We start from the raw sequence: 11746 nt of genomic DNA, 5'->3' as shown, positions 1-11746 counted from the left end.
CATATAAAATGAGCCTTAGATAAGCTCTAATTCTAATTGAAGCTTGCTGTTTTTATCTTGAGATCGATCATTCTGTGACATATAATGCCAAATGCTATAATCCATTGATGAACGCGGAACTTCTAAGAAGTCAGCAGCATATTCTACAACTTTTTTGGTAACATGGTAATCTGTGGTTGGAATTTCGGCTAGCTCAACAAAAGAATATATATGTCGGTCTACTGCTACAGTATCAACGTTTAGTAGTTTTAAAGTATAATCAACAGTTTTTGGACCGACTCCATTGAGTTCAAGGAAGTTTTTTCGGTTTTTTTCCTGAATAAGATAGATTTTAAAATCGACACAAGTGTTGATATTGTTTCTTATAGCAAAATCTATTATTCCTTTCAATCTGTTTAATTTGATGTCGTTTTTCCATTTTATTATTTTCTCAAGACCAAGTTCATTAATTAAATCTTGAAATTTATTTACTGTGTTGGCTTCTGGGTAATTTAATAAAACTCGCTGTACTCTAGGTTTAACAACGGTGTTATAGTTTAGACCTGCTTGCAACGTAATATCAACCAATAATGCTCCAATATGATTATAGCAGAATTGTTCATCCATATAAAAAGTCTCAAATGTTTTTAAGCTATTTATATAATTTACCAGCTTACGGGCATTTTGTGCTATTTTCATGAAATTATTCTTGTTCGATTTTTCTAATTGCATTTAATCTATCAACACAGTTAGGGCATGCGCCGCATGGAATAATTGGAGAAGCTTGACAAGAAAAGGTCGTTCCTATTGCAACTTCCAGCTCAAGCCCAATTTTTGCTACCTCATATTTAGAAAAGTATCTAAATGGCATATTAATTTTTACCGATCCATAATCCGTCAACATCTCTTCCATCTTATTAAAAAAATCGTTTGAACAGTCAATTTCCTTGGCGTGATTACTATTAATAAAAGCGGAATAGACATTTGTTAAACCTAAAGTTTGTGCAAATGTAGCACCAATTGTTAATAATAATACATTTCTATAAGGAATATATAAATCGTCAGCTACAATATCCTCTTTCCAAAGATTGGCAGGCTTAATAAACCTCGAAGACGATTTGGAATAAATTGAGCTAACATCAACATACTCAATTCTATTTATGTGACTTGAAGGTAATACCATTTTTAAAGTTTCAAATTCAGTCTTTGCACAATGTTGCCCATAATTTATAAATAATGGGACAAAATCTATTCCCTGATTTAGAAGCCAAAAGGCCATTGTTGTAGAATCAAGGCCTCCAGAAGTTAACAAAATTCCGTTTCTACTCATTTACATTTATTTTAGATGCGACTATAAAAATTTCGGAAAGGATGTGATCTAAATCACTAGAGACTAACAAGGGTAATTCAGTTAACATACAGTTTTCAGCTTTATTAAATGGATCATAGACAATTGTTGGAATACCTTTTGCATATGCTAGGCCAATTTCAATTAATGTTCCTGGGTCATTGAATAATAAGACTGCCAAGAGAATAGAGCATTCGCTTATAAGGTTCATATCTGCATTAAACAGATCTTGTTTACGGGATTTGAGTGCTTCTAATTCCATTTGTCCGTTTTCTTTGATTGGTCGACGGGGAGTGAAATTGTGGTATATTAAACTTTCACATAGTTTATCAATTAAAGATGTGTCTACAAAGTCGAAATCTGGAGCAGCTATGTATATGTTAATAGAATTTCGGTTCTCCCAAGGTAACGCTACTCCTTTTAATATTGCTAGGTGATCTGTTTTCATTTTTAACAACCTAGTGGTAGCATTTTTGAAATCATCAGGATAGGTAGTTAGTGCATATTCATAAGCCAGCCAAGAAGATAATATCATTGCATCAGACAGACCTATTGAAGATACTTTTGCAATGAAACAGGCGTCAAAAACATCACCAACCCCCACCGAATGATTAATCTTTGATGTCTGAGCAGAAGCTGAAAAAGATTCTCCTGTAATAAAGTTATAGCCTCTACTTCCACCTCTATTTTCTTTTAAAATGATTTTATCAGTGTAATTTTTAAATAACTCATTAAAAAGGTTCAGATCCCCAAAGAAATGACTCTGAAATAAAGTAGACGAAGTTGATATGAAGACTGTCTTAATTTTTTTATTCAATGATTCAAAATAAGATAGATCCATAACATTGTTCGCTATGTCAATATGAATATTACCTGAAATGTGGTTTATTAAACGCGCTTGATCATAATTTCCTGATATCATTAAAATATCTTCGTAGTTGTTTTTTGCTAATAAATTAAAAGCATCCTGATCATAAGTTATTTCAATGTCTTCTCTTAGTAAAAAATCGTATCCTTGATCTCCAACTTCTTTTACTTCTTTAATTAGAAACACATATGGTGATCCAGTTACATTGCCAAGCTTTATAACATCAATGCAACCATGTTCTTTTAAATAATCATGAATTTGAAGATCAAGATAACTTGGAGAGAAATATGCGACTGAATAATTTATATTCATTGCCCATAGACCTCTAGCGGCATGAATTATGCCGCCTAATCTCATTTTTAATTCTTGCTCGGAGGTTTCAAGAGTTACATCTACAAGAACATCTCCTATTAAAAGTATTTTAGGTTGAGACATTATCCCGGAATTATATCTACTGCAACACTTGGTGTTGGGATGTTTTTAGAGTTTGTTATTACGCCTGTGTAACTGAAATTATCTTCCATACAAATCAGTAGATAATTGTATTTGGTTGGTAAGTAACCTATTTCTTCTCCTATGTTGGTTTCAGCAACTAATCTAGTCCCATTGAATGATATGTTGATTTCAACTCCAACTAGGGGTACTTGTGTGTGGTTTTTAAAAAAAACACACCTACTTACTTCTTCTAAGTTACAAGAAAATGCTATTCCACATTTATCAAATCCACTTTCACCACCATTATTATCCTCTGGATTTTTAGGTTTTCTATTCGAATAGTCAGAAAACGTTCCAGAACCTGTACTTCCCATATTTACGATTTTTATATGATTGTTAATATATACTATTTATAGCTATTTCGTATGTGAATGAATAATTTGCTGGTTATAAGATGCTTACTAATTTTTAAATATATCTATATTTAACTAAATGATTTATATTTTTCATTATTTATTATAGTGTGTTTAATTTGTTACATGAGGATGCGTTATAGTGCTTGTGGTTTTTTGATTGTTGTATTAATATTTACAATATGGAAATTAAAAAAAGCTTTTTTAAACCTAATAAATTATTTGATTTTTCACCTCATCCTTATGATATCGGTAATCCTTTTGGATTTTGGCACAAATATGAAGACAACCATTTTTTGAAGAAAGTCTATAAGGTCAATGAAGATGATTTTGATTTATTTTACAAATATCATTTATCATACAGTCTTAATAATGATGTTTGTACTGAAGAGGTTTTCTTTATTAAGGTATGGGAGATTGTTAACGATAGGATTAAGCACTTAAAAGCGAAAGATCCTTACTCTTCTTCACATGGTCGCTATGTGTTCTGGATAGAGAAATTACAACAATTCCAGAAGTACCTAAATTGTATAGACCAATGGAATGCAAGGCCATCTCATTTGGTTATTGCTGAAAAGGAAGAGATTATTCAGAAACAAAAGCAGGAAATTGAAGCGCTTCAGGCGCGTTGGGATAACGTTAAGGGGTATGAGGTTTCTCAAAAGATCTGGATTAAACAAGGTTACCTGCCTACGGTGATTGATTTGTTTAAACAAATCGAAAAACTCGAACTACCTTCTGGTGGAAATCTGCTGAAATATGATCATCAAGTTGCTTATCCCAGAATGATCAGCAAGTATTTTGCTCATGCGGGCAATGAGATACTCGTTGAAACTTTGCGGAATTACTATGTGGTCAAAAAGGATGATATCCCTGTAAAAGGAACTTCCATTCATTCAGAACACAAGCTTTTCAAGATTGTCCCTATAAAAGAAACCAAAAAATAACAATCGGTTTAAGATTTGTACATGACCGGAGCGATCACGTGGTCATGGTTTGAGATTCTTTATGCTTCACATTTGCCTTGTAAACTTAAAAAGGAGGTAAATATGCAGATCGAGATTCTCAGCAAGGAAGAACTCTTAAAGTTCAAGTCCGAACTTATTCAGGAGATTAAACAAGCCATCAAATCAGATGATTCGCCAGTAAAACAATGGCTTCGAAGCTCAGAAGTCAGAACGCTATTAAAGATTTCATCCGGTACACTTCAAAATCTTCGGATTAAAGGCATTCTGCCTTATGAAAAAATAGGGGGTATTTTTTACTATGCCTATTCTGATATTGTCCAGTTGTTAGGTGAAATCGGGAACTCATGATGGATACAGGAAACAGACTCAGCAGTTTTTTAAAACTCGCCAGTAAGCACAAACGCTTCCACCAATCACATTTAAGCCTTTATTCTGCCATACTGATGTTTTATGCCCAAGGACTCTGTCAAAATCCTTTCAGGATATCCAGAAGCAAGCTGATGAAATATTCAGCGATCCATTCATTTGCTACTTACCACAAGTGCATGAGCGATTTTGTGAATGAAGGCTTTCTCGACTACGAGCCTTCCTATCATCCGAAACTGGGTAGCCAGGTCACTTTGTTAAATGACGATGGTGCAGGGCATGATGGTTAGGCTCATTGCATTCAAGTCCTTTTCCTCTTTTAGGAAAAGGAGCAAGCAGGAATTGGGCAGTAGCCCTATTCTATGCTCGTATGCTTTGCAAACGGGCTTGTAAGAATCCCCCGAGGATTCTTTGGCCTCCGGCAGATAGCAAGGGGGCAGAAAAAGGAATGTTCACTAGGGTGCGGATGTTAAATGAACATAACAGTGCACGCTTTTAAATCAAAACAAGATGCAAGAAGAACAATTCAGAACGGTGAAATACTCACTAGCGGTAGACCTGAAATTTGACAAGATTGCCCTGAAATTAGGGAGAGCTAAAAGACTTCTGTTCATTCAGATGGTAGAATACTTTTACCGGAATAAGAAAGATCCTGCTGATTTTAATGATGAGTTATTAAAGAATACCCTGCTCAAACAGCACCAGCAATACATTGGCTTTATCAAAGTGCAGGAGTCAGAGTATTTTGATCCCATAAGGGTGGAGATAAACCGGATTGCTGAGCGTCAAAGGAACCTGCTGAATCTTTTTAATACCCAGGTACTGAAATCAAACGAACAGTTGTTCCGGAATCAAAATGAGATACTCAGTCAGCAACAAATGCAAATAGCGAAGTTTAGCCAAACTGATTTGCTGATAGCTAAGGTAGAAGGAAAACTATACACCAAGGAAAGGTTGAAACAGGAGTTTGTCCTTATTTTAGAAAACTATGTTAAGGCTAGAGAGGCTTTGGGGCTCATGTTCTCCGGCAAGGAAAAAGAGGCGCTGATCACAAAGGTGATGGCACAAGTTAGGGGATTGTAGTTATGTACCTAAATATCTCAGACAGCAGTACAGCTAATAACAAAGGCAGTAGTGGTATACTTGTTCATTACCTTGAAAAAGAAAACAGGGTATTAGAGCTGGAAAATCCTGAACATTGGTTTAACCAAAAGCATTCCGATATTCAGGCTTATGAAGCTCGCAGGACTATTGATCAGAATATTGCCAAGCTCAGTAAAACCGACGCCAAGTTTTTTTTAATCAATATCAGTCCAAACCAGAAGGAGATTGCTCATTTAAAATCGCAATATGGGGCAGAGGGTGCAAAAATTCAGCTCAAAGCATATGCAGAAAAGGTGATGGATGAATATGCAAGGAATTTCAACCGTGCAAGCATTAACAGCAGTAAAGATCTGGTCTGGTTTGCCAAACTGGAAAATCACAGGTATTACAGTTACAAGGACAAAGAAGTAAAGGAGGGAACCAAAAAGCGGGGAGAACTAAAAGCAGGAGATCAAATGCACGTTCAGGTTATTGTTAGCAGGAAAGACGCCAGCAATAAAATTAAGCTGAGTCCGATGAATAATTCCAGAGGAAAGAACATTGAACACTCCAAAAAGCTGGGGCAGTTTGACCGGATGAACTTTAAACAGTCCGTTGAAACCTGTTTTGATCAGTTCTTTGATTTTGACCGGAAGCTGGGTGATACATTTGCCTACGCCAAAATTCAAAAGAACGGCACTTTCGCACAACGAATGCAGTTAAGTACTTTGGTGCAGGGATCGGCAGTCAACGGTGATTCTCACGAATTGGCGAGGCAGCTGATCAAAGGGGTAGACGAAGGCGCGTTTTTAAGCACCACCACTATGCTGGAAAGTGTAGGAAAAACGGCAGGAGATTTTATGAAAATCCTGCTGGAACCTGTTTCCCATGGAGTCGCAGGGGGGGGCAGTCCTGATGGATTAACGCCAGAACAGAAAAAGAGGAAAAAGAAAGGGCAACAGCAGGAGCAGGAATTACAAATAAGTCGTTAACAGGCAGGGTGTCTTTGCAGGAGTAGGTTCTGCCGCTCAAGGAGTGGCCTGCAAAACACCCTGTCCGCTTTGGCCTTTGCACAATTTTGCGGGGTATTTATGGAAAAAGACTGTGGGATTAAACAAGGAGGAAGCCTACTGATCAAGGTGCATTGCTTTTAAACTTCCAGAAGTTGGATTCTGATAAGCCAGCGTGCCTTGTTCAAATTCAAAGAGTTGTTCCATAAGGACTACTTTTTCGTATGGAATATCCTTGCTTTCCTCTATTAGAATCTTTCGGTAATTGTGAAAGGTGTTCATGGAAATTCCCAGCAATTCTGGGAGCAGGAGCATGGCTTTACGGTATTGCAATATGTTTAACGTGTGTAAATACTCATTGATTCTGTATTTGGTGATTGGCTTGTTCATGATCGTTGATTTTTAAATGGGTTAATAATCATTGGATATTGGAAGCAGACCATTTTTAGCAGATCAAGCTATAAAAATGCAGGGACTAAAAATGGTCTATCCTTTGGGCTTAATTGGTGCTTTCAAGACGTTGTTTTTCTATCTGAATAAAGGATACGTTTAAAAAACCAATCAGCTGGGTGTAAAACAAGAGCATATCAATAGTCTGATTGCTGTCGTATTCTGCGGTATGGTATGTCCATCCTTTATATAGTTCCCAGACTAGATCTCTGCATTCGTGAATAGGGGTGTTGTCGAAGAATTCAGTGAGTAAATTTTCAGGATTTTGCAGTTCATCATCGGACAAACGTGCAGGCTGGTAATCCAGCTTTCTTAGGATTTCTTGCATGGTGATTGTTTTATGGGTTTTAATTGGACTGTTCTTTTGTGGTCGCTCTCTTAAATTCATATAAGCTTTCCAGTTTAGTGATGAAATCCTGAAACTGTGGATTGTAATGCCTTTTAAGTACGCAAATGCTGAAATGGCGTGCCTCAAAAAATGCGCTGAGCTGGTAATCCGCTAGAGTACCCAGCAGATAAAGTTTCATTGGCTCTTTTGCATTACGAAGAAAAAAGACAGGATTTTTAGCCTCCGGTACGAAGGTTTTATTTTCAATGCGGAACCTCATCTTTAATTCATAGTGATTTCCCTTATCCAGCCATTGAAAGCAAAGCTTAGGGATTTCCCGAGCAAATACGCAGGGGATTAAGTATTTCTTTAATGGTTTTGCTTCCAGATTTTTTATGCCATAGGTCATAAAATAATGGGTGTAGGCTTGTGATTCCAGCATAGGATATGCCTCTTGCCATAAGTAGAAGAGCCGATCCCTTCGCTCCATATTATGATTATGGATTTCCTGTTTTTCTGCCTTAGTATGGCGGAATTGGGTGTTTTGCGTCGGAGCAACCGCCATCATTTTTGCCATTAGCGGATGAAGTTGGAGTTGGACAGGACTGTATTCCGGTTCCGCAAAAACTTCGGCATCGGTTATGAAATACTGGTAGCTTTTTATAGCATCTTGATTCTTGCCAAGTTTTCCAAGGTAAGAGATTAGAAAAGGGTAATGATTAGAACGGTAAGAGGCAAAAGTGGTATTCGCAAAGCAATACCCAATCACGCAATTGCTGGCAGAAATATTGGTTTGAGTAATGGGAAGTCGTTTTGAACGGGCAGGGCATATTGTATCCTTAAATGGATAGTAAAGTTTAGACTCTGGTTTATAGAAATAAGAATATTGCGCTTTCAGCGCAACGTTCATTCCCCACCTGTCGTTGATGATGTTAAGGTATTTGCTTTTACCAGTTTTGGGATGAAAGAAATCCGGCCAGTAAAACTCTTTAAAATCACATACTCCGCTATGGTTTATTAAATCCTGTAAGGCGTAATAAGCATAACGGCTGAGATAGCTTTCGTTGGTGTCTACATTACAGCCGACCAGTAGTTCCGTTGGTTTGACCTGTAGGTACACCATTTCTTCTTTCTCCTCTCCAAGCGTAATCCCAATAGTGAGGATCTCGCTCTGAAAGGAGATTTTCCTTTGTTTGATGTACAGAAATGGCTTTCTGGTTCTCCTGAATGCAGAGTGCCTGTTTAAAGTTTCCAGACTGAGTATTACAGTCCCTTTTTCCAGCGGAAGATGAAAAAAGTCGATGCCCTGAGGCATTAATTGTTGCATTTCCATATTGATCTCATTTTAATTGATTTAACTTTTAAAATGAGTCTTGGGTGCTGGAGATTGATACATTTGGGATCTGCCAACCGTGGCAATTAAAGTTTCTGAGGCCTTATGTTAACACGGAATTACAGCAGATCCCAAATCTATCTGGATACACAAATATAGCATATCTACACATAGATAATGGGTTTTCTGCTGTCTTGCGTTAACGGCCTCAGAATGCTTGCCGCAAGACTCTTTATAATACAAAATATTTGTTTCTCTTATCTATTTGTTATTCATGTAGATAGTTGTTTGGTTAAATGTATGAATTATATTTACAACCTCCAAATATTTATGGTTTACCCGTTTTAATATGGAGGTTTTTGATGGTTGATTATCCATATCGTTTAAGAAAATTTGTAAATGAATAATTCAATCGGCGAATACCTTAGGTTAAAGTTAAGGAGTAAGAACATTTCAAATAAAGAAGCGGGGGCTTCAATTGGTCTATCTGAGTCAGCCTTTGAAAAAGTTTTAATGCAGGATGATATTTATGCTTCAAGGCTAGTTAAGTTATCTGAACTTCTAAAAGAGAACCTTTTGGAATATTACTATAAAATTGAACCGATTAAATCGCTGATTCTAGTAGAAAAGAATGAGCACAAATCCGCTTTACGCAACCTTAGTGATAAGATTGAATTGCAAAAACAAGTAATTGACAGTAAGGAGGAGTTGCTGATAACGCAACGCAAGTACATTCAGGAATTAGAGACACGTCTTAAAAAATAAAGCTAGTTGCTGGTAAAATGGAAGAAAAAGAAGAAAACTGTTTACGGGTAACCGAATTTAAATTGTGGTTGGAATTTGAAGAAGTTGACCCAGGTTCATGGGACAAAGAAAATGATTTTGCAAATATTCATGTTGACACTGCCGACGGCAGACATTACGGAATAAATGTTTGGACTTTTAAGTTTTTTGAGACTTCAATAGCCCAAGTCATAAATGAAAAAAGTAATTTAAATGGCCGTTATGTTATTCCTCCGGATTTATTTGTTAGAGAGTTGACAAGGGAGTGCATTTTTGAGACTATAAGCGACCTGCTTAAGATAGGTGATCTAGAAAAAGTTTTAAATTCAAGTGTTTTAAGTTAAAAGGAAAATAGCAGATGAAACAGACTTGGTCGAATTTGATGAAGTTTATGTGGAATCAGCCGGGTTGGATTTATCCATGCTAAAAGGTGACAATAGTAATTAAGCTTTACTGGGGCTCAGTAGAGGATATAATAATTCAGAAAATAAGAAAAGCGGAAATGATCCTCCGATCATTCCCGCTTTATCTAAATTAACGCTCTCATATGTAAAGACGCTTACAGCGCTTTTATATTGTGTGGTTGCTAAATTAAATCAGCATAAACTTTCTTTAGTATTGCCATATCTTTTCCCACTTTTATATCATGCATTTTTGCATAATGCTGTGTGGTTTGAATACTAGTATGCCCCAGCATTTTAGAAACGCTTTCAATAGGAACCCCATTTAGCAAGGTTACTGTAGTAGCAAATGTATGCCTCGCAATGTGAAAAGTAATCGGTTTATTGATTCCACAGAAATCAGCAATTTCTTTTAGGTAGCTGTTCGTTTTTTGATTGCTTAATATTGGAAGTATCATTCCCATATTCAAACACACTTTATTTTTAGCATACCGGCCTAGTATATCTCCGGCCATCGGTAATAAAGGAATGTGAGAAGGGACATTCGTTTTTTGCCTTTTTATGGAGATCCAATTCTCACCATCTATTCCAATTACAATATTACTGTTCTTTAACTGCTTCACATCAATGTAGGAGAGTCCGGTATAGCAACAGAATAGAAATACATCTTTAACCTGCTCTAGTCGCTCTGTAGCCATTTTCTTATTGGTAATGGTCAGTAACTCTTCTTCGGTTAAATGCACGCGATCCAATTTCTTAATGGTGTGTTTGTAATTTAATAGGGGATTAGCGGTAAGATGCCCATTAGATAGCGCGATACGGATAATTTTCCCTAAGTTCTTCAAATACTTAACCGCAGAGTTATTAGCGCATTTACGGACTGAGCGCAGATAATAATCATACTCGGCTATAAATTCATGATTCACCATAGCAAGATCAGCATCATCAATTTTATACTTCCAGTTCAGGAACTCAACAGTGTGCTTTAAAGAGGTGCGGTATCTTTCCATCGTTCCCTTGCTAAATTCCGAGCCTACTAAGGATTCCATCTTTCTGTTGTGTTCTTTGAATACTTCTAACAATGTAGGGCGGTCTTTAGCTTTCCCAAGAAATCTGTCACGTAGAATCTGAGCAGTGATCTTCTGGTTTTCTTTGGTGAGCTGGGAATGTGCTTCGTGAATTTTTACCTGCAAATCATCCAGATAGAAGTTGAATGACTTAACTGATTCTTTGTAGCCTTTGGCTCTTCCTAACCTTGGATTCCATTGTATTGGATCAATGGATCTACCAGTAGTTACCTCAGATCTTGTGCCGTCAATAGTGATTCTTAGATAGATAGGGGAAATCGCGCCAATTTGATAGTTTTTCTGTTTCTTCATGTAGAAGAGTAGGCTGAAATTAGTTTTCATAATGTTGCACATTAAAAAGTTAAACAAATTTAGCTTTGCTACTACTGTCAGTCAAGATGTTTGCTTAGGTAACTAGTTCATTATTAATAAACTAGATCCTATTCGGTGAGTACCTTAAATTACCTTCAACTACTCACCGAATGACTCACCAACTATATGTGAATTGATGCTTCATTTGGCTTTGGTCTTAAATGAAAAAACCTGCAAATCGTATGATTTGCAGGTTTTTTCGAAATCTAGTCACCTAGTTGCGGAGAGTGGGGGATTCGAACCCGCGGACCCTTTGACAAGTCAACAGTTTTCAAGACTGCCGCAATCGACCACTCTGCCAACTCTCCGGCGCAAAAGTACAAATCTTAATTGGTTTTCCAAATTTTGATTAAAATATTTCTATATTTTTTTTGAAACCCCTTAAAACATGCTTTAAACCAGTGTTTTGTCCCAAAACCAATAATAGCAACCATAAAAATCACCTGCTACCGAAAGTGATTTCCGCTAAGTTATGCTCTGGAAAGGACAGGTTTTCTGCTTACTAATGACAAACCCTGTCGTTTTTTTCTCAACATCTTTAA

15 protein-coding genes and 1 tRNA gene are annotated in these 11746 nt (G+C 36.7%); 7 read left to right on the top strand and 9 right to left on the bottom strand.

Annotation, left to right across the window (positions count from 1 at the left end; all coding sequences use genetic code 11):
• Positions 1-15: 15 nt before the first annotated feature.
• The 4 genes from R2Q94_RS16520 to R2Q94_RS16505 are packed head-to-tail and all read right to left on the bottom strand — an operon-like array spanning position 16 to position 3004.
• On the bottom strand, positions 16-678 hold the full coding sequence (locus R2Q94_RS16520; RefSeq protein ID WP_316822572.1) for a hypothetical protein: 663 nt from the start codon (positions 676-678) through the stop codon (positions 16-18).
• 4 nt (positions 679-682) lie between these two features.
• On the bottom strand, positions 683-1309 hold the full coding sequence (locus tag R2Q94_RS16515; protein ID WP_316822571.1) for a 7-cyano-7-deazaguanine synthase: 627 nt from the start codon (positions 1307-1309) through the stop codon (positions 683-685).
• Complete coding sequence (locus tag R2Q94_RS16510) at positions 1302-2630, bottom strand: nucleoside 2-deoxyribosyltransferase (protein WP_316822570.1); 1329 nt, start codon at positions 2628-2630, stop codon at positions 1302-1304. The genes R2Q94_RS16515 and R2Q94_RS16510 overlap by 8 nt, the downstream gene beginning before the upstream one ends.
• Positions 2630-3004: a hypothetical protein gene (locus tag R2Q94_RS16505; protein WP_316822569.1), complete on the bottom strand. Its 375-nt coding sequence runs from the start codon at positions 3002-3004 to the stop codon at positions 2630-2632. Before R2Q94_RS16505 ends, R2Q94_RS16510 begins: the two co-directional genes overlap by 1 nt.
• A gap of 221 nt (positions 3005-3225) precedes the next feature.
• On the opposite strand from R2Q94_RS16505, the gene R2Q94_RS16500 reads away from it, so the two are divergent.
• The 5 genes from R2Q94_RS16500 (at position 3226) to R2Q94_RS16480 (ending at position 6452) form a co-directional block, all read left to right on the top strand.
• Complete coding sequence (locus R2Q94_RS16500; protein ID WP_316822568.1) at positions 3226-3990, top strand: hypothetical protein; 765 nt, start codon at positions 3226-3228, stop codon at positions 3988-3990.
• Positions 3991-4092: 102 nt separating this feature from the next.
• Positions 4093-4359 (top strand): helix-turn-helix domain-containing protein, encoded by a 267-nt coding sequence (locus R2Q94_RS16495; protein ID WP_316822567.1) that lies wholly within the window; start codon positions 4093-4095, stop codon positions 4357-4359.
• Entirely contained in the window at positions 4356-4667 is a 312-nt protein-coding gene (locus R2Q94_RS16490; RefSeq protein ID WP_316822566.1) for a hypothetical protein, read from the top strand. The genes R2Q94_RS16495 and R2Q94_RS16490 overlap by 4 nt, the downstream gene beginning before the upstream one ends.
• A gap of 220 nt (positions 4668-4887) precedes the next feature.
• Positions 4888-5460 carry a BfmA/BtgA family mobilization protein gene (locus R2Q94_RS16485; protein WP_316822565.1) on the top strand — a complete coding sequence of 191 codons (573 nt, stop codon included), beginning with the start codon at positions 4888-4890 and terminating at the stop codon, positions 5458-5460.
• A gap of 2 nt (positions 5461-5462) precedes the next feature.
• Positions 5463-6452 carry a DUF5712 family protein gene (locus tag R2Q94_RS16480; RefSeq protein ID WP_316822564.1) on the top strand — a complete coding sequence of 330 codons (990 nt, stop codon included), beginning with the start codon at positions 5463-5465 and terminating at the stop codon, positions 6450-6452.
• Positions 6453-6587: 135 nt separating this feature from the next.
• Here the strand turns inward: R2Q94_RS16480 and R2Q94_RS16475 are convergent, their stop codons facing one another.
• The 3 genes from R2Q94_RS16475 to R2Q94_RS16465 form a co-directional block, all read right to left on the bottom strand.
• Positions 6588-6860, bottom strand: a complete 273-nt coding sequence (locus tag R2Q94_RS16475) for a hypothetical protein (RefSeq protein WP_316822563.1) — start codon at positions 6858-6860, stop codon at positions 6588-6590.
• Between the two features lie 109 nt (positions 6861-6969).
• Positions 6970-7248: a hypothetical protein gene (locus tag R2Q94_RS16470; RefSeq protein ID WP_316822562.1), complete on the bottom strand. Its 279-nt coding sequence runs from the start codon at positions 7246-7248 to the stop codon at positions 6970-6972.
• 19 nt (positions 7249-7267) lie between these two features.
• Positions 7268-8581 carry a hypothetical protein gene (locus R2Q94_RS16465; protein ID WP_316822561.1) on the bottom strand — a complete coding sequence of 438 codons (1314 nt, stop codon included), beginning with the start codon at positions 8579-8581 and terminating at the stop codon, positions 7268-7270.
• A gap of 399 nt (positions 8582-8980) precedes the next feature.
• On the opposite strand from R2Q94_RS16465, the gene R2Q94_RS16460 reads away from it, so the two are divergent.
• Complete coding sequence (locus R2Q94_RS16460; RefSeq protein ID WP_316822560.1) at positions 8981-9346, top strand: hypothetical protein; 366 nt, start codon at positions 8981-8983, stop codon at positions 9344-9346.
• Positions 9347-9363: 17 nt separating this feature from the next.
• The gene (locus R2Q94_RS16455; protein WP_316822559.1) at positions 9364-9708 is read left to right on the top strand and encodes a hypothetical protein; all 345 of its coding nucleotides are present in this window, start codon (positions 9364-9366) and stop codon (positions 9706-9708) included.
• 242 nt (positions 9709-9950) lie between these two features.
• Here the strand turns inward: R2Q94_RS16455 and R2Q94_RS16450 are convergent, their stop codons facing one another.
• Both R2Q94_RS16450 and R2Q94_RS16445 read right to left on the bottom strand, forming a co-directional pair.
• Positions 9951-11174, bottom strand: a complete 1224-nt coding sequence (locus tag R2Q94_RS16450; RefSeq protein ID WP_316822558.1) for a site-specific integrase — start codon at positions 11172-11174, stop codon at positions 9951-9953.
• 251 nt (positions 11175-11425) lie between these two features.
• Positions 11426-11512 (bottom strand) — tRNA-Ser (locus tag R2Q94_RS16445).
• Positions 11513-11746 lie beyond the last annotated feature (234 nt).

The sequence above is a fragment of the Pedobacter gandavensis genome, assembly GCF_032678465.1.
Taxonomy (GTDB): domain Bacteria; phylum Bacteroidota; class Bacteroidia; order Sphingobacteriales; family Sphingobacteriaceae; genus Pedobacter; species Pedobacter gandavensis_B.
The sequence above is the reverse complement of the archived record's forward strand: the minus strand, read 5'-3'. Positions and strand labels throughout refer to the sequence as shown.

Bases quoted from the DNA above. Each gene is read 5' to 3' on its own strand.
- R2Q94_RS16505 (WP_316822569.1), bottom strand. From the start codon at position 3,004: ATGGGAAGTACAGGTTCTGGAACGTTTTCTGACTATTCGAATAGAAAA.
- R2Q94_RS16470 (WP_316822562.1), bottom strand. From the start codon at position 7,248: ATGCAAGAAATCCTAAGAAAGCTGGATTACCAGCCTGCACGTTTGTCC.
- R2Q94_RS16465 (WP_316822561.1), bottom strand. From the start codon at position 8,581: ATGGAAATGCAACAATTAATGCCTCAGGGCATCGACTTTTTTCATCTT.
- R2Q94_RS16450 (WP_316822558.1), bottom strand. From the start codon at position 11,174: ATGAAAACTAATTTCAGCCTACTCTTCTACATGAAGAAACAGAAAAAC.
- R2Q94_RS16480 (WP_316822564.1), top strand. From the start codon at position 5,463: ATGTACCTAAATATCTCAGACAGCAGTACAGCTAATAACAAAGGCAGT.
- R2Q94_RS16495 (WP_316822567.1), top strand. From the start codon at position 4,093: ATGCAGATCGAGATTCTCAGCAAGGAAGAACTCTTAAAGTTCAAGTCC.
- R2Q94_RS16510 (WP_316822570.1), bottom strand. From the start codon at position 2,630: ATGTCTCAACCTAAAATACTTTTAATAGGAGATGTTCTTGTAGATGTA.
- R2Q94_RS16460 (WP_316822560.1), top strand. From the start codon at position 8,981: ATGAATAATTCAATCGGCGAATACCTTAGGTTAAAGTTAAGGAGTAAG.
- R2Q94_RS16515 (WP_316822571.1), bottom strand. From the start codon at position 1,309: ATGAGTAGAAACGGAATTTTGTTAACTTCTGGAGGCCTTGATTCTACA.
- R2Q94_RS16490 (WP_316822566.1), top strand. From the start codon at position 4,356: ATGATGGATACAGGAAACAGACTCAGCAGTTTTTTAAAACTCGCCAGT.
- R2Q94_RS16500 (WP_316822568.1), top strand. From the start codon at position 3,226: ATGGAAATTAAAAAAAGCTTTTTTAAACCTAATAAATTATTTGATTTT.
- R2Q94_RS16475 (WP_316822563.1), bottom strand. From the start codon at position 6,860: ATGAACAAGCCAATCACCAAATACAGAATCAATGAGTATTTACACACG.
- R2Q94_RS16455 (WP_316822559.1), top strand. From the start codon at position 9,364: ATGGAAGAAAAAGAAGAAAACTGTTTACGGGTAACCGAATTTAAATTG.
- R2Q94_RS16485 (WP_316822565.1), top strand. From the start codon at position 4,888: ATGCAAGAAGAACAATTCAGAACGGTGAAATACTCACTAGCGGTAGAC.
- R2Q94_RS16520 (WP_316822572.1), bottom strand. From the start codon at position 678: ATGAAAATAGCACAAAATGCCCGTAAGCTGGTAAATTATATAAATAGC.